This is a genomic window from Gordonia sp. LMA167 (assembly GCF_058130025.1).
Genome location: NZ_CM176708.1, coordinates 1316287 through 1339085, shown reverse-complemented (window position 1 = coordinate 1339085; position 22799 = coordinate 1316287). Strand labels below are relative to the sequence as shown.

Genomic DNA, 22799 nt, shown 5'->3' with positions numbered 1-22799 from the left:
GCTCCGGATCTCCTCAGGGACCGGGAAACTCACCCTCCGCAAGCACTTCCGCCCTCAGAGATCGGAAACTCACCCCGGCCACAACCTCCAGCGAATTCGCAACCGCCCCGCTCCCTGAGGAGCCTCGCGAGGAACGAGCGATGCGTCACCACCCGCTCCCTGAGGAGCCTCGCGAGGAACGAGCGACGCGTCACGAAGGGCGACCCTTCGTGACGATCCTCCGCTAGCGCTCCGGATCTCCTCAGGGATCGAGAAACTCACCTTCCGCTAGCGCTCCGGATCTCCTCAGGGATCGAGAAACTCACCTTCCGCTAGCACTTCCGTCCTCAGGGACCGGGAACTCCTTCTCCGCAGCAACTTCCAGCGAACGAGCGAAGGGTCACCGACGCGACGGCCCGACAGATCGGTCTCCGCGCAGTCGCTTGCGCACGAGTTCCGCGCTGATCAGGCACATCGGCAGCCCGATCCCGGGAGTCGTGCTCGCGCCCGCGTAGAACAAGCCGTCCACCTTGCGCGACCGGTTGGTCGCCCGGAAGAACGCACTCTGGCGCAGCGTGTGAGCGGGCCCCAATGCGCCCCCACACCAGGCGTTGAAGTCGCGGTCGAAGTCGGCCGGCCCCATGGTCTTTCGGACCGTGATCCGATCGCGCAGGTCGGGAATGTCGGCCCACTTCGCGACCAGGTCGATCGCACGGTCGGCGGTCTGCTCGACCACCTCGGAGCCCGCGCCGTCGACTCCCCCGCCGCCGAGTCCGGGGTCGGGCGGAACGGGCACGAGGATGAACAGGTTCTCGTGGCCCGGTGGGGCAACCGTCTCGTCGGTCGCCGACGGACGGCACACATAGATCGAGGCAGGATCGGGTACACGCGTGGGGCTTTCGAAGATCGCGTCGAAGTTCGTGGTCCAGTCCCTGGTGAAGAACAACGAATGATGGGCGAGTTCACCCATACCGCCACGCACACCGAGGAACACCAACACGGCACCGGGACCGGAAACGGCGCGACCCCACCACTTCTGGTCGAACGTCTGTTGCTCGGGCGGCAGCAACCGGGTCTCGATGTGATGCAGATCCGCCGCACCGATCACCACGTCCGCCGGCAGCACCCGCGCCTGCCCTGCACCGTCACGGACTGCGACACCGGCCACCGCTGCACGACGGCGGCCGATCTTCGCCCGGCCGTCTGGGCGTGCGGTGTGGATCGCGGTGGCCGTGGTATCGGTGTGGATCCGCACGCCACGTTCCACTGCGAGCTTCTCCAACGCCTCGGCCAGTCGGACGAATCCACCGTCGGGGTAGCGCACGCCGTCGGCGAGATCGAGCCAACTCATCAGGTGGTACATCGCGGGTGTGCGTTCCGGCGACGACCCGAGGAACACCGAGGGGTATCCGAGGATCTGCCGGATGCGATGGTCGGTGAAGCGAGATGCGATGTGCTCGTCCAGTGTTCGGGTCAGCAGGCCCACGAGCTCGCGAGCGTTCACCAGCACATCGCGGCCCAGAAAGGCCTTCGCGGAGTCGAAGTTGGTGTAGAGGAAGCGTTTCACCGCCAGGTCGTAGGCACGCCGAGCCGACGCGAGATACTCGGCGAACGCCGCCCCGGCACCCGGCTGCAGATCGTCGAACACCGCCCGGTTACGCGCCTCATCGTCGGTGATGTCGACACTTTCCTCGATACCCTCGAAGAACACCCGGTAGCCCGGGTCAAGCCGGATGAGGTCGATCTGTTCGTCGGTGGAAGTGCCGAGCAATTCGAAGAAGTGATCGAACACCTCCGGCATCAGCCACCACGACGGTCCGGTGTCGAAACGGAAGCCGTCGTGTTCCCACGATCCAGCGCGGCCACCCAGATTCGAGTTCTTCTCGACGAGTTCCACGTCGTGGCCATCCGCCGCGAGGAGCGCCGCTGTCGCCAGTCCGGCCACGCCGCCCCCGATCACGACCACTCGCTTCGGACCCGCACTCACGCGCCCACCGCCGATGCCGGGGCCGCCTGCGCTCGCCGAGGCATTCCGCGTCGTAGTGCTGCCGCCGCCGCGATTCGCGCCTTGCCGGGCTTGGGTACCCGAATTCGATTGCGACACGCCATATCCGGCGGTGTTTCGCGTAGTCGTCGAGCAAGTTCGGCAAACAGGTCGTGCGCGGTGCAGACGGCGATCCGGGTTCCGCTCGGCAAGAGTGGGATGGCGCGAGCGGCGACCGCGAGGTCGCGGTCGATGTCGTCGAGCCAGTACTGCCAGGCCTCGTCGGACGGGTGGTCGGGGTCCAGACCGAACAGGTATCGGCGCCCCAGGTCGTGGCTGTCTTCCCCGAGGTCGCGAAGGAAGTTGATCTTCTGGAATGCCGCGCCGAGTCGGCGGGCGCCCGGCGCCAGCTGGTCGTAGCGCGCTTTCCGGTGGGGCTCGTCGGCGAGGAACGCATGCACGCACATCAGGCCGACGACCTCCGCGGACCCGTAGATGTAGGTGCCCAGGCTTTCCGCATCGTGCACGGACTGGTCGAGGTCGGCTCGCATCGACGCGAAGAACGGCGCGGTGAGCGCCGTATCGATACCGGCCCTTGACGCGGTTCGCGCAAACGCGTGCACCACGAGGTTGGTGCTGGACCCGGTGGACATGGCCGCGTGGGTCTCGTCCTCCAATGCGTCCAGTGCCGCCCGCCGCTGTGTGACACTCTGACCGGGCCGCGGCGCGTCGACGATTTCGTCGGCCAGCCGCACGAGGGCATAGATATTGTGCACATCACGACGGATCGGTGCGGCGAGCAGTCGAGACGCGAGCCCGAACGACGAGGAGTAGGACCGGATGACCAGCGCCGCGCTCTCTTCGGCGACGACGTCATAGTGACGGTAGGGCAACGAATGCACATCGGGCGTGGTGCGACGCACGGATGAGGTCATGGCGATCACCCCGCGAGCCAGTGATACGAATCGGGCCCGAGCACCCGCATCTGGTCGACAAACCACGGAGAAAACGCCCACGGTGTTCGCTCTGCTGCCACACGCACGTCGTCGATGGACGCCCAGATGAAATCCATCACCTCATCGGGGTTGGGCTTGGGCGGTCCGGTCGGTTGGGCGACGAAGACCGGACAGACCTCGTTCTCCACGACTCCGCCGGCGTCGACGGCTCGGTACCGGAAGTCCGGCAGGATGCAGGTCAGCGACCTGACCTGCATCCCCAGCTCGCGTGGCGCGTAGCGACGCACCGCGTCCTCGACTGCCTCACCCGGACGTGGGTGGCCGCAGTACGAGTTGGTCCAGACACCTGGCCACGTGCGTTTGGTGAGCGCGCGGCGAGTCATCAGGATCTGGCCCGCACCATCGACGATGTGACACGAAAATGCCAGGTGAAGCGGGGTGTCCGGCCCGTGCACGCTGATGCGTGACGCCGTCCCGCGCGGCCGCTTCTCGGCGTCTACGAGTACCACGAGATCTTCGGCCATCAACCCGTCCTCCATTCACCGCACCGCGTCTGTGATCCGCGGCTGCGCCGCGGTCACACAGTTCTTCGTTGCCGACGGCGAAGTGGATGGACGGGTTCGATCAGGAGTAACGGTATCCGAGCGGCGCCTGCTCAGTAAAAGTGCTTGCGCCCGCCGACCGCGCGCCCGGTGGCCCCGAGTATGGCCAGGATCGCGCCGACCACCAGCAGGATGATGCCGAGTATCCACAGGATTTGGATGCTGAAGATGAAGCCGAGAACAAGAAGGATGATGCCAAGGATGATCAAGGTAAGCCTCCGATGGCCGGTGTATGTTCTGCTCGACGCTGCTGCAAGCAATTTCACCGTACGCGTCGATTGCCGGATACACCCTCATTCGCCTGAATCTTGGCCGTAACGCAATTCGACGATGGCCAGCGGACGTGACGTTTTTCGCTGATAGCCGCGGTATCGGCCCTTGTTCACCCGATCGACGATGTCCCATCGACGCGCGTAGTCCGGATCGTCGGGGAAGGTCGGCCGAGCGGTCACCGAGAGGTGCCGACGACCGACCTGGATCTCACACGCGGGATGCGCGGTGAGATTCCCCAACCAGGCCGGTGGGCGCGGAGAGCCCCCGTTCGACGCGACGACCAAGTAAGTGTCGCCATCCTTGGCGTAGGTGAGAGCGGAACACCGCGTTTGACCCGTGCGTCGGCCCGTATGACGCAGCAGCAGGGTCGGGTTGCCAAGCAGGAGTCGGTGACCGACCCAGCCACCCGAATGCTCATAGATCCACTGATGCGTTTGCAGGGCGCGGATGAACAGGCTCGGCATACCGCAACACTAGTGGTCAACATGCGCGGCCACGATTCCCCAGTCCAGTGGATCCTCGGATGGCCCCCGGCGATCTCGATACGGCTCCTCGCCTAGCGGCTCGCAACCCACTCGATCAACGGATGGACCCCCGCTGATCGAATAGCAGCAAACGAAGTAAATCGCCAACCGACCAACGGAAAGGCCCCCGCTGATCGAGTAGCAGCGAACGTAGCGAGTCGCGTATCGAGACCACGGAGAGACCCCGCCGGCCGGATAGCAGCAAACGAAGTAAATCGCCAACCGACCAACGGATAGGCCCCCGCCGGTCGAACAGCAGCAAACGAAGTCAGTCGCCAACCGACCAACGGAAAGGCCCCCGCTGGTCGAGTAGCAGCGAACGTAGTGAGTCGCGTATCGAGACCACGGATGCGGGCAGATCATTGAGCGCCGGCGGCTACCTCCATCGAACGACCTTCGGCCGCACCGAGTTCGGCGAAGGTGTCGGCCACCCAGTCGGCGACGAAGCTGCTGACATGCCCGAGGTCGTCGAGACCGATGTGCTCGGCGCCGCCTTCCTCGGGAGTGAAGATCCGCAGCTCCCGCTTCGGGCTGTTGACCGCCTGATCGTAGGAACGCTGGGCCATCTCGAGTGGAATCTGTCGGTCGTTGGCGCCGTGCGCGATCAGGAACGGCACGGTGATGTTCTCGACGACACCGTCGAGGTGGACGTCGTCGGCCTTGTCGAGGAAGGTCTCGAGATCGGTCTCGCCCCACACCCACATGACGTGGTCCCAGTAGTGCGGCACCGGACGCTCGCCCTCACGCTCGACACGCCGACGCTGCACCTTGCCCCAGTTGTGGTTGGCGCCCCAGGCGACGCACAGCGCGAGACGCTTCTCGAACGCCGCCGCACGCGGCGCGTAGTAGCCGCCGAGCGACCAGCCGACGATACCGATCCGTGACGCGTCGATCGTCGGGTCGTTCTCGAGGAAATCCACGCATGCAGCGGCCCATTCCTCGGTGTTCACCTGCGAGGTCAGGCCCTGCTCACGCAACGCCTCTCCCGATCCCGGGGTGTCGACCATCAACGTCGCGATGCCGCGCGCGGCGAGTTCGAGGCTGTGCTCGGACAGGTACTGGTGCTCCTTGGTGCTGTCCAGGCCGTTCCACATGATCATCGCCGGTGTCGGACGACCATCGGCGGTGGCCGGCCGGGTGTAGTAGGCCGGGAGTGTGGTGTCGCCGAAGGGGATCTGGACCCGACGGGTCAGCGGATCGTTGAGCTCGAAGGAGCGTTCCAGCAAGGCCATACAGCGCTGATAGGTGCCTTCTCGCTCCGGAGTTCCCGCCTTCTGCATCCGCTCCGCCGAGATCAGATAGCTGGCCGCGCGGGCGTAGGCCTGACCGGCGGTCCGGTTGTGGCCCTTGCGCTCGTCCTCCTCGGCGGCCGCGACCAGCCGGTCGACCATGTCGGTCCAGGTCCGCAGGAAGTCATCCGTACCCGCGTCCTCGTTACCGGAAGCGATGTCGAGCAGCGGACGGCAGGCCCGGTCGACCTCGTCGATGCGGCCCATGCTGTTCAACGTGCCGACGACGGCGAAGTTCCAGACGTAGTTGTTGTCTTTGAAGTATTCGAACATTTCACTTGCTCCTGTTGTGGTGAATCGAAAATCGTTGCTGGGGTGAGCCGGTCCGCTCAGCGGATGGCGATCGGGTTGATCGGCGAGCCCACGGCGCCGGTGATGGGTAGTGGCGGTGCGGCGAGCATGAACTCGTACCGGCCGTCTGCGGCACAGGCGGAGGCGAGGGCGTCGAGGTTCCACATCTCACCGATGTAAAGCCCGATATGCGGGATCACCACCTGGTGCAGCGGCTGGAAGGCGACGTCGAACTCGTTCGGACGAACCTCGAATCCCCAGGTGTCGGTGGCGATCCCGGCGATCTCATGATCGTGCAACCAGTCGGCGGTGGTGAACGAGAGACCGGGCGCGGCTCCGCCGGCGTAGTCTCCCCACCCGTCGCGGAGGGCGCGGGTGAGCTGACCGGTCCGCACGCATACGAAGTCGGCACGTCCGATTGACGCAGTCGCTCCCTGAACGGCGATCGTCTGCTCGAGATGCTCGGTGGTGATCGCGAAACCGTCAGGGAGTTCGCCGTCGTCGCCGATCACCCGACCGACGTCGAGGAGCACACCGCGACCCACCATGCGCTCTGCCGCGGTCTCGATGCCGGTCACCTGATCACCTTCCGACGTCACCACGGCACCCGAGCGGCGACCGTTCCAGGCCCGCCCGTGATCGAAGATGTGTCCCAGCCCATCCCACTGTGTCGAGCACTGCAGGGGCATGGCGATCACGTCGTCGGCGCCACCGATGCCGTGTGGGAACCCCTGCAACCCGGCTTCGGCGTCGACTCCGGTGTCGAGCATGGTGTGCACCGGGTTGGTACGTCTACGCCATCCCTTCTGCGGACCATTCATGTCGAACGGCAATGCAAGGCTGAGTGTCTCGCCGGTACGGACCAATCCGGCGGCGCGAATCCGATCGGCCGCGGTGACATGGTTGAGCGTGCCGTGGACGTCGTCGTCGCCCCAGCGTCCCCAGTTGGAGCATCGTTGCGCCGCCGCGGCGATGGCGCCCTCCGGATCGGTCCGGTCGAGCGCGGTGGTCGACGAGGTCGTGATGTCAGCGGTCATGAGCTTCTCCTGCAATGGCGGACGCCGCGAGTTCGCGCGGAGCATGCTCGGCGCGACGACGGTCCTGGTCGGTCATCCGGGGGGCGGGCAGTCCGGCAGATGCCGGCCTCGGCTCGCCGACGACGTTGCGCAACGTACCGATGCCCTCCACGGTCAATTCCACGACGTCCCCGTCCTGTAGCGGTGCCGGGTTGAGAGTTCCACGCCGACCCCACAATTCGGCGAGGCATCCACCGTTTCCGACTGTGCCCGAACCGAGGACGTCGCCGGGGCGGACGGCGCTGTTGCGGGAGGCGAACGCGATCATCGACGGGAACGACCAGCCCATGTTGGCGGTGACGTCGGTACCGATTGTCTCGCCGTTGATCCGCACTGTGCACGCCAGGTCCAGGAAGCCTTCGGCATCAACGTGGTCGGCGAACTCGTCGGCGGTGACAATGACCGGACCGAGTGAGTTCGCGAAGTCCTTCCCCTTGGCCGGGCCGAGCCCTATCTCCATCTCACGTCGTTGCAGGTCACGGGCCGACCAGTCGTTGAGGATCGTGTAACCGAAGATGAGGTCCCCGGCCGCCTCCACGGTCACATCGCTGCCCGCGCTGCCGACGACGGCCGCCACCTCGAGTTCGATGTCGAGCTGTACCGAACCGCCCGGCGCACGCACGACCGCGTCGGGCCCGGTGACGGTGTAGGGGTTGGTGAAGTAGAAGTGCGGCGCGTCGGTCCAGGCGTCCGGGACGTCGTTCTGACCCTCCATCGAGGCCCGCACACCCTCGACGTGTTCGGCGAACGTGACGAAGTCGCGGATCGTGGGGGGCTGCAACGGTGCCTCGAATGTCGCGTCTGCCAACGCGATGACCTGGCCGTGGTCGACGGCGCGCGCCCCTTCGGCCAACGCCGCGTCGAGTCCGCCGCGGATGACGTCGAGCATCGTCCGGCCCCGGTGCAGCAGGTGGACGGCGTCGTCGGCGACGACCGCGGCACGTGATGCACCGTCGACGGTGACGGTTGCGAATTTCATGATGTTCCTTTCTGGGGTCCGGCCCTTCGTGACGCAGCCTCGCAAGCTCGGCGGCTCCTCAGGGACCGGGGGCGGCGACGCCCGGCTGGCGCATCGCTCCTCAGCGAGCGACTTCGGTCGGGGGGGTCGTCCCCGTCTCCGGTCCCTGAGGAGACCCGGAGCGCTAGCGGAGGGTCGTCACGAAGGGCGGCCCTTCGTGACGCAGCCTCGCAAGCTCGGCGGCTCCTCAGGGACCGGGGGGACGACGCAACCTCGCAAGCTCGGCGGCTCATCACGGGGGACGACGACGCTCGGCTGCCCTCTGGCTCCTCAGGGACCGGGGGACGACGACGCTCAGCTGGCGCCTCGCTCCTCCGGGACCGCGGGGAAACGACGCCCGGCCGGCGCCGTGCTCCTCGGGGAGCGCCGCCGTTCACACGGGCGGGGCGACGAAGAGTCCCTTGTCGGGGTCATTGAACGACTTGCTGGCAACGAATTCGTTCATGGCGTTCGCGGTTCCCCACTGATCGGCGACCTCCGGGTTGCTGAAGTCGTACAGGTGCGGGTGCCAGGTGTCCTCGTCGAGGGTTTCGAGCTCGGTCGTGTACTCCATCGTGTTCCCGTTGGGATCGAGGAAGTACGAGAAGGTGTTGTTGCCGGCCATGTGTCGGCCGGGCCCCCAGATCTTCTCCGCGCCCGATCGCAGGAGCCGGCCGGTGCCGCGCATGTACTCGTCGAGTCCACGCAGTTCGAACGAGGCATGGTGCAGTGCAGCGTGTGGGCCGCGCGCGATCGCCAGCGAGTGGTGAGCGACGTTGGTGCGCATGAACCACATCATCCGGCCCATCCGGGGGTGCATGAGAATGTCGGAGACGCGGAATCCGAAGTGGCGTTCGTAGAACGCAACAGTCTTCTCCGGGTCCGGGCTGTTGATGACGACGTGCGACAGCTTGACCGGGATCGATTCCCCCTCTTCGATTTTCCGGTGTGTTCGCACGCCGACGTCAGCGGAGACCTCGATGGTGCGGCCATCGGCATCGAAGAAGCGGAATCCGTAACCGCCGCCGGGTGTCTGGAGTGTGTCCGGTTCGCCGATCAGGTCGACGCCGTCGCGGCCCAGGCGCACGGCGAGGTCGTCGACAGCGCCGGCGTCGGCCGCACCGAACGAGATGAGGTCCAGGCGTTTGTCGGCCGATTTACGGACGCGCACCGCGTAGCGTTCCGGTGAGCCCTCTGCGGCGAGGTAGGTGACATCACCGTCGGTGCCGATCTCGGTGAGACCCCAGTTGTTCGTGTAGAAGTCGATCTGCTGCTGGTAATCGGGCACGGCGATGCCGACGTGGCGCAGGTGGGTGAACGCGTAGTCGGTCGGCGCGCCTGGTGCGGATTCGTGAACCGTTTCGGTGGTCATGATCTCCTCCGGGTGGGATGTTTGTGCGGAATCAGGCTGGGACGGTGAGCATGGCGGCGATACGACCCATGAGGCCGGGGACATCGCCTTGCTCGTGGTCGAGCATCCAGCGGCCGAGCTGGACCGAGGCGTCGACGACGGCCTTGGCGCGGTCGAAGCGTCGCGCATGGAATTCCGCCCACATGGAGCCGTCGATCGCGTCGTACCTGCCGATGACATCGGCCAGCACCGACGCATCCTCCAGCGCTTGCGCGGCACCTTGCGCGAGCGTGGGAGGACAACTGTGTGCCGCGTCGCCGATGAGCACCACGCGGCCGCGATGCCACGGTCCCTCGACCACGTGGGATTCGAAGCGCGTGTAGTTGATTCGAGACGGATCGGTCATCCCTGCACGGATGTCGTCCCACGGGCCGTGATACTCGGCGGCCAACAACCGCATCTCGGCGAGTGCTTCGTCCGGGCTCAGAGCACTGTGATCCTGAACGTCTTCGACGAGGTAGGCGTACAGACTGTCGTGACCGGTCGGACAGTAACCGGCGATGTAGCAGGCGCCACCGTAGGTGAGCTCGGTCCGGGTCACCGACTCCGGGCGAGGCGCGAACACGCGCCAGATTCCCATCCCGGTCGGCTGCGGCGTCGCGTCGATCCCGATCTGGGCACGCGTCGCCGAGCGCAGGCCGTCGGCGCCGACGACGAGGTCGTACCGGGCGCTGGTCCCATCGTCGAACGTGGCCGCCACCTCGCGATCACTTTGGTCGAGCGCGGTGACGGTGACACCGAACCGGGCCTTGACCCCGACGGATGCGGCGCGCTCCACGAGAATGCGCGCGAGCGTGGGCCGGTACATGCCCATCGTGGCCGGCAGATCGTTGCCGCCGGTGTGCGAGTCGGGCAGTTCGGCGAGCAGGGTGCCATCGGGCGTTCGGAAGCCGAGCGTGTCGAAGGCGTAGCCCTCGGCTCGAACCTCCGCCCACACGCCGATTTCACGAAGGACACGCAATGCGTTGCCCTGCAGAGTGATCCCGGAGCCGAGCGTGGATACGTCGGGCTTGACGTCGACCAGGTCGACGGCGACACCCTGCTCGGCGAGCAGGATCGCCGTGGCGGTCCCGGCGACACCGGCGCCGATGACGAGAACGTTCAGAGATGACATCGTGAGAACTCCTGTTGATGTGGTCCCACCCACAATGAGTCGCCGATCACTATTAGGGAATACCGAATCACCGATAGTCTCTATAGTCATGACTGATAGTTCGAAGCCGGCCGGCGGGGCCCGTCAGCTGCGCAACCTCGACCTGAACCTGCTGGTCGCGCTGGATGCGTTGCTGGACGAGCGCAATGTGTCCAGAGCCGCCGAGCGTCTCGGGGTCAGCCAGCCGAGCACCAGCGCCTCACTGGGCCGACTGCGCCGACACTTCGACGACGAACTGTTGCGGCGCACCGGCAATCGCTACGAACTGACGCCCCTGGCCGCCAATTTGCGGCCACTGACCGCCAGCGCGATCCAGTCCGTCCAGCGGGTGTTCGAGGCCGCCCCGACCTTCGATCCCGCCTCCGCCGACCGAACCTTCACACTCGTCGTGACCGACTACGGGGCACTGCGGGTCGGCGAGCCGCTGGCGAGGATATTGCACGAACGAGCGCCGGGAGCACGACTTCGACTCGAGCAGAACACACCGTACGCAGTCGATCACGCCGACGACACCCTTCGCGCGGTCGACGGAATCGTGATGCCACATGGTTTCATCACCGGAACCCCGTCGATCGACTTCCCGACCGACGAGTGGGTCGTGATCTGCTCGGTCGACAACCCCGACCTCGGAGACCAACTCACCCTCGACGATCTCCGCCGATCCCCGTGGGTGGTGACCTTTCACGGGCCCACCGCGTTCACCCCGGCCCTGCGCCAGCTGCAGATCCTCGGCGTCGAGCCCACCATCGAGGTGGTGGTCGAATCGTTTCTCGCGATTCCCTTCCTCGTCACCGGAACCCGGCGGATCGCTCTGCTGCAGCAGTCGCTCGCCGACAGGCTGAGCCCACTGGCCGGTATTCGCGTCATGGAATGCCCGGGCGATGTCGCGCCGCTGCGAGAAGCATTGTGGTGGCATCCGATTCACTCGACAGATCCCGCCCATCAATGGATGCGCGGGGTCGTCGAGGAGATCGCGTCGACTTGAGACACCCGGTGAGCAGCGACCACCGAAGCTCCACAACCCTGATGCATCCACCTCACCATAGGTGTGATCAATAGCGACTATCGGCAATCGACTGTTCCCAAATGGGTCGGCGTGCACGCACTCTGAGCGTGATCGAGGAGGTGTTCGATGTCCGACCGCGAACGAACCGGCGTCCGAACCGTCGTGGTGACCGGCGCCGGAGGAGGAATCGGAGCTGCGATCGCCGATCGTCTGGCCGCAGCGGGATTACAGGTTGTCGGTCTCGACCGCTCACCGGGCACTGGAGTTCGCCCCTTCGACGTGACCGACCCCGACCGGTGGGCGTCGCTGGCCGACGAGTTGCGTACCGCCGGCATCCACGGCCTGGTCAACTGCGCCGGGATCACCCGCCGCGCTCGCCTGGATACCGTGACGGTCGAGGACATGTCAGCCGCCTACACCGTCAACGTCATCGGGCCGACGCTGGCGATCCAGGCGTTGTCGCCGGTCATGCCGGCGGGTGGATCGATCGTCAACATCGGGTCGATCGCCGCCCTCACCGGGCACTACCCCGTCGCCTACACGACCAGTAAGTGGGCGCTGCGTGGGCTGACGCACACGGCCGCACTTGCACTCGGCGACAGAGGGATACGCGTGAACATCGTCCACCCCGGGTTCATCGACACCCCGATGACGGCCGCCGCCGCCCCCGAGTTCCGTGCTTCGTCGGTGGCCGAGACCACCCTCGGCCGCGCCGGGAGCCGCGATGAGGTCGCCGGTACCGTCGAATACCTGCTCAGCGATGCCGCCGCCTACACCACCGGAGCCGAGATCACCGTCGACGGGGGCGCCACGTCACACGGTGGCGTCAAGTCCATCTCCGACGCATTGCTCGCCGGGAGCACCCGATGAGCGCCGCCTCACCAGCACGGGGCCGCCTCGACGGCAAGGTCGCCGTCATCACCGGAACCGCCGGCGGCCAGGGGCGGGAGGCCGCATCGCGATTCGCGGCCGAAGGCGCCACCGTCTACGGCTGCGACGTCGACATTGCCGGCGGCGCCGAGACCGTCGAACTGGTCACCGCGGCCGGTGGGCGGATGGTAGGCACCCATCCGGTCGATCTGACCGACGACGACGCGGTGCGCCGCTGGATCGACGACGTCGGCGCGGCGGCCGGACACATCGACATCCTGTACGCCAACGCGGGTCTCTGTACGTTCGCGCCGGTGCCCGAGATCGATCTCGAGGACTGGCAGTTCGTCATGTCCCACGAGATCGACCTGGTGTTCCTGCCGATCAAGCACGCGTGGAAATACCTGAGCGCCGCGGAGTCGAGTTCGATCATCCTGGTCGGTTCAACCGCCGGAGTGACCGGATCGGTCACCAACACCCGTCTCGCACACACCGCGTCGAAGGGCGCCGTCATCGCGATGACCAAGCAACTCGCCGCCGAGGGCGCCGCCGTCGGCATCCGCGCCAACTGCATCAGCCCCGGGATGATCCGTACCCCGCAGTCGGAGTCGACCCTGCTCGACGACCGCCACCCGATGCGTGAGATCGCCTCGGCCATCCCACTGGGCCGAATCGGCACACCCACCGACGTCGTCAACTATGCCGTCTTCCTCGCCTCCGACGAATCGGGCTACGTCACCGGCACCAACCTGATGATCGACGGCGGCTGGTCCGCTGTGCTGCCGCACTGAGACTTGCCTCAGCCGAGGCCTTCTGGAGCCGCGGCGCACTCTCGACGCGGTGACGGTCGTGCCGACGCTGGCCAGGATCACCAACGTGATCGCAGCCAGTCGCAAGGCCCCGATCGGCTGGTGCAGCAGCACCCAGCCCGCGAATGCCGCGACGATCGGTTCGAGACTGAGCAGCACGCCGAAGACATGTTTCGGCAGACGACGTAGCGCGGCGAGCTCAAGCGTGTAGGGGATGACCGACGCCAGGAGTGCAACGCCGAGTGCGAAAACGATGATCGTCGGATCGGTCAATGCCGCGGCGGCCCCCGAGATACCCATCGGGGCGACGACCACCGCCGATACCACCAACGCCACCGCGAGGCCGTCGGTGCCCGAAATGCTCTGCCCCACCCGTGAACTGGCAAGGACGTAGCCTGCCCAGAACGTTCCCGCCACCAGCGCCAGTCCGACGCCGACCACATCGAGCGACTCCGCGCTCGTGAAACTCTCGAGTCCGAGCATGCCCATGCCGATGAGGGCGAGCGACACCCAGGCGAAATCAACCGGTCGGCGCGACAGCACGGCGGCCAGGACCAACGGCCCGAGGAACTCGATCGAGACGGCGACCCCGAGTGGCAGTCGGTCGATGGCCGCATAGAACGCGCCGTTCATACCGCCGATCACGACGCCGAACAGGATCACCGAGCGCCATTGGCGAGCGGTCCAGTCACGCACCGACGGCCGGATCACGGCCAGCAGGATGATCGCGGCGAACGCCAACCGCAAGAATGTGGCTCCCCACGAACCGACGGCCGGGAACAGGTGCACCGCCAGCGCGGCACCGAACTGCAACGACACGCAGGAACCCAGGATCAGCCCGACCGCCGGCCCGGTGCGGTCACCAACGCGCGACGCCACTGCCGCACGCGAGGCCATCACGACCACCTCCACCGAAAACTCATCTTGTCAGGATCCCCCGGTGGTTATCATCAGTCCAGTGAATGTTTCTTCCCATTCATCATCAGTTCTACTTACCTATTGGGGAGGAAGTCGATGCTCAATGTCTCGCGCCTACGCATCCTGCGTGAGCTGCACCTGCGGGGAACCCTTGCCCAGGTCGCCGAAGCCCTCTCCTACAGTCCCTCGGCCATCTCCCAGCAACTGACCTTGCTCGAACGCGAGACGGGGGTGACGCTGCTCGAGCACGTGGGACGCCGGGTACGGCTCACCGACGACGCGATCGCCCTCGTCGGCCATACCGATGTCGTGCTGGCACGCCTCGAAGAGGCGGAAGCAGAACTTGCCGCCGCCCTCCCGGCGGTGCGCGGCACACTGCGAATCGCGTCGTTTCAGTCCGTGGTCCTGGAGATCGCTCCGCCGGTCCTGACGCTCCTGGGCCGACGACACCCGGACCTGCAGGTGGAGATCACCCAGCGGCAGGTCGACGCGGCCTACAGCGGGCTGCTGTCGCATGACTTCGACGTGATCCTCGGGGAGGAGTACCCGGGCCTGCCGGACCCGGTGCGCGCCGGCACCGATCGCACAGATCTGGTGCGCGATCCCATCCATCTCGCGATCCCGGCGCACGGACCGCATGCTCGGCAGCCGACCACGATCGCCGAGCTCGGCGACGCGCCGTGGGCGCTGGACCCGCCCGGTACGGCCAGCGGCGATTGGGCTCGCGCGACCTGTCGGGCCGCCGGCTTCGAGCCGCATGTCCGGTTCGAGGGTCCGGACCCGGTGCTGCATGCCCACCTGGTACGGACCGGGCACGCCCTGGCGTTCACCACCGGACTGATGGAGGGTGAGCGGCTGGCGGGGACGCTGTTGGTCGCGCTGCCCGGTGATCCGCAGCGCATCCTCTACACGGCCGTTCGTGCTGGCCGGGCGCGGCATCCCGCGGTCGTCGCGTTCCGCGAGGCGCTGGCCGAGGTCGCGGCCGAACGTCAGCCTCCGACGCCCACGGTGCGGGTACGGTTCGGAGAAGTGTGAGTTGGCCGATCGGCCGATGATTGCGGACTGAACGAATCCCCTTGCCCCTTCTAACTTATAGCGTGGATGGGGGCTTGCGGCAAGGCCCCCGTGGCGGTGCAGAATCGTGTCCTCGCAGCTGAACACCTACTTCTGACCATTGCCTGGAGCCGCATACATGACCCCTGACACCACCGGTGTGTTCAATCTCCTCGATCACCCCGCCAAGGCGGACCCGGCGTTTGTCGTCGACGATGAACGCCATTTCCGTGCCATGAGCCGGCGGATGGCGGAGTCGATCGCCGAACTGTCCGAGCGCCTCGATGTCCTGCTGAAGGCCCCCGGCCGCAAGGGCAAGCAAGCCATCGAACGTGACCTGGAGATCCATGAGGTCACCAAGCGCCTACGGACCCTGCGGCGCTTCAGCCTCGACCTCTGCTTGGGCCGGATGGTCGGCGAGGACGGTGCATCCCGCTACATCGGCCGACTCGGCCTGACCGATCCGAGCGGCGAGCAGCTGCTGATCGACTGGCGCACGCCGGCGGCGGAGCCCTTCTTCGCGGCGACTTCCGCCAACCCGATGGGGTTGGCAAGCCGCCGCCGCTACCGCTGGGCGCACGGACGGATCAGAGATTTCTGGGACGAGGTGTTCACGCCGGGTGGGCTGAACGGGCACGTCGCGCTCGACGACGATTCCGCGTTCATCGCCAGTCTCGGGACCAGCCGTTCGCCGCGCATGCGCGATGTGCTGGGCACCATCGCGGCCGATCAGGATGCCATCATCCGCGCCGGATCGCGTGGCGCGCTCGTCGTCGACGGCGGTCCCGGAACCGGCAAGACCGTGGTCGCCCTGCATCGCGCCGCCTACCTGCTCTACGCCGATCCACGACTTGCCGGGAACCGGGGTGGAGTGCTCGTCGTCGGTCCACACGACCCGTATCTCGCCTACGTTGCCGACGTCCTGCCCAGCCTGGGCGAGGAAGGCGTGCAGACATGCACTTTGCGCGACATGCTGCCCGAAGGCGACAGCGCGACGATTGACTCCGATCCCTTGGTCGTGCAACTGAAGTCGGACGCCCGGATGGTGGACGCCGTCGAAACCGCAGCGAGATGGTACGAGGAGCCCCCGAACGAGAGCTTCGTCGTCGAGACCTACTGGGATGAGGTGACACTCCGCGCGACGGACTGGCGCGCCATCTTCGACGTCGTCGAACCGGGCACACCGCACAACGAGGCCCGCGATCAGATCTGGGACGAGTTGGTCACCACCGTGCTCGACAGGCACCGCAACCCGGACGTGTCTGTCACCATGCTACGAAAGTCGTTGGGGCAGAACGCTGAACTGTCCAAGGCGGTCAACCGGGCATGGCCACTTCTCGAATCGACGGACCTCATCGCGGACCTGTGGTCGGTGCCGGCATTTCTCAGGATGTGCGCTCCGTGGCTGTCTCGCGAAGAAGTGACCGCACTGCAACGAGATGCCCCCTACGAGTGGACCATGTCGGACCTCCCTCTGCTGGACGCAGCGCGCCGGCGGCTGGGCGATCCGGAGTCGTCACGTCGTCGACGTCGGCGCGACGCCGTGCTGGCCGCCGAGCGCGAACGCATGGATGACGTGGTGTCGGACCTCATCGACTCGAACACCTACGACGACGGCGAGGGCCTGATGAGCATGTTGCGCCAGGGCGATCTGCGCGACAGCCTCGTCGACGAATCGGCTGTCGCACACCCGGAACCGGACCTGCTCGCCGGGCCCTTCGCGCACATCATCGTCGATGAGGCGCAGGAGCTGACAGATGCGGAATGGCAGATGTTGTTGTCGCGCTGCCCCTCGCGAAGTTTCACCATCGTCGGCGACCGGGCTCAGTCGCGACGCGGATTCACCGAATCGTGGCGCGAGCGACTCGAGCGCGTCGGACTCCGCCACGTCACGATGGCATCGCTGAGCGTCAATTACCGGACGCCGGAGGAGGTGATGGTCGAGGCGGAGCCGGTGATCCGCGCGGCACTTCCCGACGCGAACGTGCCGACCTCCATCCGGAGCAGCGGAATCCCTGTCGCACAACGGGACACGTCCGACCTGCGGGCGGTCGTCGACGCGTGGCTGGCCGACAATGACGAGGGAATCGGTTGCGTCATCGGCGATCCGGAATTCGCGGGCACGTCGCGAATTCGATCGCTGTCACCCGAGCACGCCAAGGGCCTCGAGTTCGACCTCGTCGTCCTCGTGAATCCGGAGCGTTTCGGTTCCGGGATCACCGGCGCGGTGGACCGATATGTGGCGATGACCCGTGCCACGCGGGAGCTGGTGATCCTGCAGGATTGACTCGCCGGACAGTTCTTCCCCCGTGTATCTCCTCTTGCGAACCTCACCGCGGTCCCCGAGGAGCGAGCCTGCGAACCCCACCCCGGTCCCTGAGGAGCGAGCCTGCGAACCTCACCCCGGTCCCTGAGGACCGAGCTTGCGAACCTCACCCCGGTCCCTGAGCCTGGATCTTTCATGTTTGTTTGGGGTGTTCGGCGTGGGAAATGCGAAAGTGCCTACCTGGCAAGGGATTATTGAATCTCCACAACACAATAATTCCTGGCAGAAAGGCACTTCGCAGGTGAAGCATAACCGCTATCCCCGTCTGGTTGTCGATGATCAACGCCGCGAGTCGCTGACGAGTTCGTCGGGGGCGTTGCTGCTGCGTGACGCGGCGCAGGTCGCGGGCCTGGACGAGGCGTTATCGGCGGCGTTGGCGCCGTGGACCTCGCCGCGGGCCACCCATGATCCGGGCCTGATGCTGCTGGATCTGGCGATCGCGTTGGCTCTGGGCGGTGACTGCGCGGCCGACGTGGCGATCGTGCGAGCCCAACCCGACCTGTTCGGGCCGGTGGCCTCGGATGCGACGTTCTCCCGGCTGATCAGCGTGTTGGCCGACGACCTGAGCACGGCGCTACCGGCGATCCGCGCCGCGCGTGCCGCGGCCCGCACCCGGGTATGGACGCGGGCGCGCCCGCTGGCCGGAACACCCGGCACCCGCGATGGGGGGCAGGTGATCGTCGATCTCGACGCCACCACCATCGGTGCGCATTCACTCAAAGAACACGCCCAACTGACCTACAAACGCCAGTTCGGGCATTCCCCGATGTGCGCGTTCGTCGATCACGGCCAGTACGGCACCGGCGAACCACTGATCATCGATCTACGCCGCGGCGGCGCCTCCCCACAAGGCGCCGACCTGCACATCAACACCACGACCGCCGCGCTGGCCCAACTGCCCGCCGCCGAACGCCCCCAGGTGCTGCTCCGCACCGACGCCGGCGGCTGTTCCAAAAAATTCCTCAGGTTCCTGCGCGCCGAGAAACTCGCGTACTCGATCGGGTTCACCCTCTACGACAACGTCAAAACCGCCATCGCCGCGCTGCCCGAGCAGGCCTGGCGCGATGCGTTCAACGGTGACGAACAACCCCGCAACGGCGCCCAGGTCGCCGAGCTCACCGACCTGATCGTCCCCGCCGCCGACCCCACCGACCCCTGGCCGGCCGGGATGCGCGTCATCGTGCGCCGCGAATACCCCGACCCCGGCGCCCAACTACGCCTGACCGACATCGACGGCCGCCGCTACACTGCGTTCGCCACCAACACCCGCGGCACCGGCTGGACCCTGCCGGTCCTGGAACTACGCCACCGCCAACGCGCCCGCGCCGAAGACCGCATCCGCAACCTCAAAGACACCGGCATGGCCAACCTGCCCTTCCACGAGTTCACCAAAAACCAGATCTGGCTCGAAATCGTCTGCCTGGCCGCCGAACTCTTGGCCTGGACCCAAACCCTATGCTGGCCCGAACACCACCCCGCGCGCCTCTTCGAACCCAAACGCATGCGCCTATGCATCCTCGCCGTGGCCGGACGCACCATCCACACCGGCCGACGCCACCTGCTACGACTACCCCGCGGCTGGCCCTACAACGACCTCATCTACCAGGGCTACACCGCCCTGCACGCCGCCTGACACACCACACAGCAGCCCCTGCCCCTCAACCCAGGACCCGAAGAACCGGCGAACACCAGCGCCGGCGATCACCCACACCCACACCACACCAACCCCACACCCAGCCGCCGAAACCCCCAACCCACCACCACATGAAAGATCGAGGCTGAGGAGCGAGCCTGCGAACCTCACCCCGGTCCCCGACGAGCGAGCCTGCGAACCCCACCCCGGTCCCCGACGAGCGAGCCTGCAAACCTCACCCCGGTCCCTGAGAGCGTGTTTGAAAACTCAGGCAAGTTTGGCCAGTCGTCGTGACATGGTAGCGATGAGGGCGATGTACACCATGTTTTCGTGGTGGTCGGGTCGGGTTTCGTAGTCGCGGACGCAGCGGCGGTGTTTGACGATCCAACCGAAGGTGCGTTCGACGACCCACCTGCGCGGTAGGACGTGGAATCCAGTCATGTCGTCGGTGCGTTTGACGATCGTAACGGTTAGTGCCAGAACGTTTTTCGCCCAGATAAGCAGTCTGCCGCGGTAGCCGCCGTCAGCCCAGACCATAGTGATGGTGGAGAACTGGGCGCGCAGCGCGGCCAACACTCGGGCACCACCGTCGGCGTCCTGCATGTTGGCGACGTGGACCACGATCGCCAGCAGCAGACCGGTGGTGTCGACGGCGATGTGGCGTTTGCGTCCGTTGACCTTCTTGCCGGCGTCGTAGCTGCGACTGGCACCGGGCACGGTATCGGCGCCGGGGATCGATTGAGCGTCGATGATCGCCGCGGTCGGCAGCGGGTTGCGGCCGTCGGCCACGCGCAGCATGTCGCGGAGGCAGTTGTGGATGCGGCGCCACGCTCCACTGGTGACCCAGCGGTGGAAGATCGCGTAGACGGTCATCGCGGGTGGGAACTCCGAGGGGAGTTGTCGCCAGGCGATACCGCCGCGGACAACATAGAAAACGGCGTCGAGAACGGTTCGGCGACACCATTTCTCGGGTCGGCCACCGCGTCCTGCGGTGTTCCCGGCCGGTGGCAGGAGCGGTTCGAGGACCGCCCACTGGGCATCGGTGACACTGGAGGACGGATATACCTCGCACCGATGACCAGACCCGTGGGTGGGGGTCGGGCAGGACGGGCACGCACCGATGGGTGATGATGGCATGGTGAACTCCTGGTGAGTACGTGTTGTTAGCACTCACTGACCTACCAGGAGTTCACTCAAATCCCATCCGTCACACGCCGCACATCCGAGTTTTCAAACACGCTCTGAGGAGCGAGCCTGCGAGCGTCACGAAGGGCGCCCCTTCGTGACGCCTCGCTCGTACCTCGCGACGCTCCTCAGGGAGCGGTGGTGACGCCTCGCTCGTACCTCGCGACGCTCCTCAGGGAGCGGTGGTGACGCCTCGCTCGTACCTCGCGACGCTCCTCAGGGAGCGGTGGTGACGCCTCGCTCGTACCTCGCGACGCTCCTCAGGGAGCGGTGGTGACGCCTCGCTCGTATCTCGTGACGCTCCTCAGGGAGCGAGAAGGATGTCAGTACGCCGAGTTGACGTTGTCCATCGAGCCGTAGTTGTGTGCCGCGTAGTTGCAGGCGGCGACGATGTTGGCGACCGGGTCCCAGACGTCGAACTTGGTGCCGGCGACGTGATAGGCGGCGAAAGTCGGGTCGATGACCTGCAGCAGACCCTTCGAGGGGATGCCGGCGGCAGCGTTGGAGTCGTAGAGATTGATGGCCCGCGGGTTGCCGGTCGACTCCCGCATGACATTGCGGTAGATGCCGTCGTAGCTGCCCGGGATGCCGTTCGCCCGCATGATGTCGAGCGACTGCCGAATCCAGCCGTCCAGGTTGTTCGCATACACCGGGGCCGGCGGGGGTGGCGGCGCGATGATGGGCGCAGGCGCCGGGGCCGGCTTGGCCACAGGCTTGGCGGCAGGCTTCGGAGCCGGCTTGGGAGCGGTCGAGGCGGCAGCCGTCACCGCGACCCGCTTGATGGGCCCCTGGACCGGTGAGATGACCTGGTGCTCGGCGTGGGCGGCCTCGGTGGTGCTGATCGACCCCGCGGTCACCATCGTGGCCACAGCCAGAGTGGTGGCGCCGACGGCATAGGTGAGGTGACGGGATCGGGACGTGCGGCGCGGGGCGCGTTTGAGCTTGGTGGAGACGACGTTCATGTGTGTGGGTTCCTGAATGGTTTCGGCCGGACGTTCGACCGGCAGCAGACAACCTCCGAGGCGCGCAGACGCGCTCCCGGCGTGTGGGGCTATCGCTGTGGGATGGACTTGTTGACGAAGAGCGGCGTTGGCGCTCTCTGCGCATGGCGCAACCGACCCAACCGGTTCAGGGTCTGCCCGAGAGTTCCTCAGGCGGCCGCGGTGGCAATGCCGGCCTCGATGGCCGGGGCGAGACCGCGGGTTGCGCATGCGGGACGGATCCGCATGGCTAACTCGACTTTCTCGTTACTGCGCAGACTCAGCGTCTGGCTCATGTAGGTAACAGATTGATATACATCCCTGAGAGATGTCCAAGTCGAATGCGGCCGCGAACCCCGTTTTCGCGGTGATCAGCCGGCACGAATCGCAGAGAAATACCCTGTGCCCTGGATCTATGCGTGAATCCGCATAAGTGAGCCGTTTCACAAAGATTGTCAAGTCGAAACGGGCTTTGGTGTCGATTTGTTACGAAACGGCGACGCTTGCGACACCTTCGGGGGATCTCGCGTACCCGTCGCCGTGTCTGATCTGTTGCCGTTTCTTCGCCGATCCGGTGCATGGCGACGACCCGTGGATCGACCGGCGGGTCCTATCCTGCAGTCAACCTGTCTGCGGGGGGCCGCCGAAGGGGATGACCGCTGTTGGACCGAGGGCGTTCTGCTCGAGCCGCCGCGGTGATCGCGGCGTTCCTCACCGTACTCACAATCGGCGGGTGTGATGCAACTGCACCCCCACCGGCCGAACCGTCGACCCCGGCGCTCACCGACCGCGTCCCGAAGGCCTTCGACGAGACGTTTCGCTGGATACCCGGAACCGTCTTCGACGTCTCGGGCCAGGAGGGAACGTTCGTCCGCGCATTCGTCGAATCGTTCGAACTGGCGAATGCAGGACAATCAGTGGATTGGGGCTATCGAGGCTTCGTCGGTGCCGCGCCGTCGAACATCCGTCAGATGATCGGGATCTACCCGCCCGAGGAGTCCACCGCCCATCCTGGCGTGGGAACGGCGTTCTTCACCGGTCTGCGTCGCATGGACGACGGCGACTGGACGCGTATCATCTTGTGCCGCTACGGGTATCGCTCAGTGAAGGTCGGCGACCACGAATGGTCGTCGAGGATCGACACTCCACGTCCGGTCGAGATCGACTTCCGTCGCGGCGGCAGCGTTCCGCCCACCAACACCCGCGGCACGTCGCGCACGCCGAGCGGCAACGTGTTCGGCGACTGGTATGTCAGCCGTTACGACTTCTCCGCCGTCTACCCCACCCCTACCGCCGACGAACGCGCCTGCGCGTCGTCGATACCCGGCGAGGTGCCGCGACGCGCGTCCGCCCACGGACGCTCGCCGTGGCCTGCCATGACACCGAGTCCGGGATGGTCGACGACGTCGGCACTGTGAGCGTGCCGAAGCGGTGGCCATCCCGGGCCGCGGACAGCACACCGACGGCCGAACGGCCGATTTCCC

19 protein-coding genes and 1 pseudogene are annotated in these 22799 nt (G+C 66.3%); 7 read left to right on the top strand and 13 right to left on the bottom strand.

Annotation, left to right across the window (positions count from 1 at the left end):
• Nucleotides 1-379 precede the first annotated feature (379 nt).
• The 10 genes from crtI to ACVT6V_RS05945 all read right to left on the bottom strand — a co-directional run bounded on the left by crtI (nucleotide 380) and on the right by ACVT6V_RS05945 (nucleotide 10496).
• A complete protein-coding gene (crtI, locus tag ACVT6V_RS05990) occupies nucleotides 380-1966 on the bottom strand; it encodes a phytoene desaturase family protein (protein ID WP_489898890.1) in 1587 nt (528 codons plus the stop codon).
• Entirely contained in the window at nucleotides 1963-2898 is a 936-nt protein-coding gene (locus ACVT6V_RS05985; RefSeq protein WP_489898889.1) for a phytoene/squalene synthase family protein, read from the bottom strand. The genes crtI and ACVT6V_RS05985 overlap by 4 nt, the downstream gene beginning before the upstream one ends.
• Before the next feature lie 5 nt (nucleotides 2899-2903).
• Entirely contained in the window at nucleotides 2904-3443 is a 540-nt protein-coding gene (gene idi / locus ACVT6V_RS05980) for an isopentenyl-diphosphate Delta-isomerase (RefSeq protein ID WP_489898888.1), read from the bottom strand.
• Between the two features lie 131 nt (nucleotides 3444-3574).
• Complete coding sequence (locus ACVT6V_RS05975; protein ID WP_489900716.1) at nucleotides 3575-3730, bottom strand: DUF6131 family protein; 156 nt, start codon at nucleotides 3728-3730, stop codon at nucleotides 3575-3577.
• Between the two features lie 84 nt (nucleotides 3731-3814).
• On the bottom strand, nucleotides 3815-4258 hold the full coding sequence (locus tag ACVT6V_RS05970; RefSeq protein WP_489898887.1) for a nitroreductase/quinone reductase family protein: 444 nt from the start codon (nucleotides 4256-4258) through the stop codon (nucleotides 3815-3817).
• A gap of 419 nt (nucleotides 4259-4677) precedes the next feature.
• Nucleotides 4678-5880, bottom strand: coding sequence for an alpha/beta hydrolase family protein (locus ACVT6V_RS05965; RefSeq protein WP_489898886.1), 1203 nt, complete (start codon nucleotides 5878-5880; stop codon nucleotides 4678-4680).
• Nucleotides 5881-5936: 56 nt separating this feature from the next.
• Nucleotides 5937-6935, bottom strand: coding sequence for a cyclase family protein (locus ACVT6V_RS05960; protein WP_489898885.1), 999 nt, complete (start codon nucleotides 6933-6935; stop codon nucleotides 5937-5939).
• Entirely contained in the window at nucleotides 6925-7953 is a 1029-nt protein-coding gene (locus tag ACVT6V_RS05955; RefSeq protein ID WP_489898884.1) for a fumarylacetoacetate hydrolase family protein, read from the bottom strand. Before ACVT6V_RS05955 ends, ACVT6V_RS05960 begins: the two co-directional genes overlap by 11 nt.
• Nucleotides 7954-8365: 412 nt before the next feature.
• Entirely contained in the window at nucleotides 8366-9343 is a 978-nt protein-coding gene (locus tag ACVT6V_RS05950) for a VOC family protein (RefSeq protein ID WP_489898883.1), read from the bottom strand.
• 31 nt (nucleotides 9344-9374) lie between these two features.
• The gene (locus ACVT6V_RS05945) at nucleotides 9375-10496 is read right to left on the bottom strand and encodes an FAD-dependent oxidoreductase (protein ID WP_489898882.1); all 1122 of its coding nucleotides are present in this window, start codon (nucleotides 10494-10496) and stop codon (nucleotides 9375-9377) included.
• 88 nt (nucleotides 10497-10584) lie between these two features.
• Between ACVT6V_RS05945 and ACVT6V_RS05940 the strand changes: the two genes are divergently transcribed.
• The 3 genes from ACVT6V_RS05940 to ACVT6V_RS05930 all read left to right on the top strand — a co-directional run bounded on the left by ACVT6V_RS05940 (nucleotide 10585) and on the right by ACVT6V_RS05930 (nucleotide 13202).
• Nucleotides 10585-11520, top strand: a complete 936-nt coding sequence (locus ACVT6V_RS05940) for a LysR family transcriptional regulator (RefSeq protein ID WP_489898881.1) — start codon at nucleotides 10585-10587, stop codon at nucleotides 11518-11520.
• A 147-nt stretch (nucleotides 11521-11667) separates the two neighbouring features.
• On the top strand, nucleotides 11668-12411 hold the full coding sequence (locus tag ACVT6V_RS05935) for an SDR family NAD(P)-dependent oxidoreductase (RefSeq protein WP_489898880.1): 744 nt from the start codon (nucleotides 11668-11670) through the stop codon (nucleotides 12409-12411).
• Nucleotides 12408-13202: an SDR family NAD(P)-dependent oxidoreductase gene (locus tag ACVT6V_RS05930; protein ID WP_489898879.1), complete on the top strand. Its 795-nt coding sequence runs from the start codon at nucleotides 12408-12410 to the stop codon at nucleotides 13200-13202. The genes ACVT6V_RS05935 and ACVT6V_RS05930 overlap by 4 nt, the downstream gene beginning before the upstream one ends.
• A gap of 117 nt (nucleotides 13203-13319) precedes the next feature.
• Here the strand turns inward: ACVT6V_RS05930 and ACVT6V_RS05925 are convergent.
• A pseudogene (locus ACVT6V_RS05925) lies at nucleotides 13320-13703 on the bottom strand (EamA family transporter); the annotation flags it as partial.
• Between the two features lie 531 nt (nucleotides 13704-14234).
• Between ACVT6V_RS05925 and ACVT6V_RS05920 the strand changes: the two are divergent.
• From ACVT6V_RS05920 to ACVT6V_RS05910, 3 genes are all read left to right on the top strand, one after another.
• Nucleotides 14235-15173, top strand: coding sequence for a LysR family transcriptional regulator (locus ACVT6V_RS05920; RefSeq protein WP_489898878.1), 939 nt, complete (start codon nucleotides 14235-14237; stop codon nucleotides 15171-15173).
• Nucleotides 15174-15330: 157 nt separating this feature from the next.
• The gene (helR, locus tag ACVT6V_RS05915) at nucleotides 15331-17478 is read left to right on the top strand and encodes an RNA polymerase recycling motor ATPase HelR (protein WP_489898877.1); all 2148 of its coding nucleotides are present in this window, start codon (nucleotides 15331-15333) and stop codon (nucleotides 17476-17478) included.
• Between the two features lie 280 nt (nucleotides 17479-17758).
• Nucleotides 17759-19150 (top strand): IS1380 family transposase, encoded by a 1392-nt coding sequence (locus tag ACVT6V_RS05910; RefSeq protein ID WP_489897037.1) that lies wholly within the window; start codon nucleotides 17759-17761, stop codon nucleotides 19148-19150.
• Between the two features lie 267 nt (nucleotides 19151-19417).
• Here ACVT6V_RS05910 and ACVT6V_RS05905 read toward each other — a convergent pair whose 3' ends face one another.
• Together ACVT6V_RS05905 and ACVT6V_RS05900 are read right to left on the bottom strand one after the other, a co-directional pair.
• Complete coding sequence (locus ACVT6V_RS05905; protein WP_489898876.1) at nucleotides 19418-20287, bottom strand: IS5 family transposase; 870 nt, start codon at nucleotides 20285-20287, stop codon at nucleotides 19418-19420.
• A gap of 371 nt (nucleotides 20288-20658) precedes the next feature.
• A complete protein-coding gene (locus ACVT6V_RS05900; RefSeq protein ID WP_489898875.1) occupies nucleotides 20659-21297 on the bottom strand; it encodes a transglycosylase SLT domain-containing protein in 639 nt (212 codons plus the stop codon).
• Between the two features lie 680 nt (nucleotides 21298-21977).
• Between ACVT6V_RS05900 and ACVT6V_RS05895 the strand changes: the two genes are divergently transcribed.
• The gene (locus ACVT6V_RS05895; protein WP_489898874.1) at nucleotides 21978-22733 is read left to right on the top strand and encodes a hypothetical protein; all 756 of its coding nucleotides are present in this window, start codon (nucleotides 21978-21980) and stop codon (nucleotides 22731-22733) included.
• Nucleotides 22734-22799 lie beyond the last annotated feature (66 nt).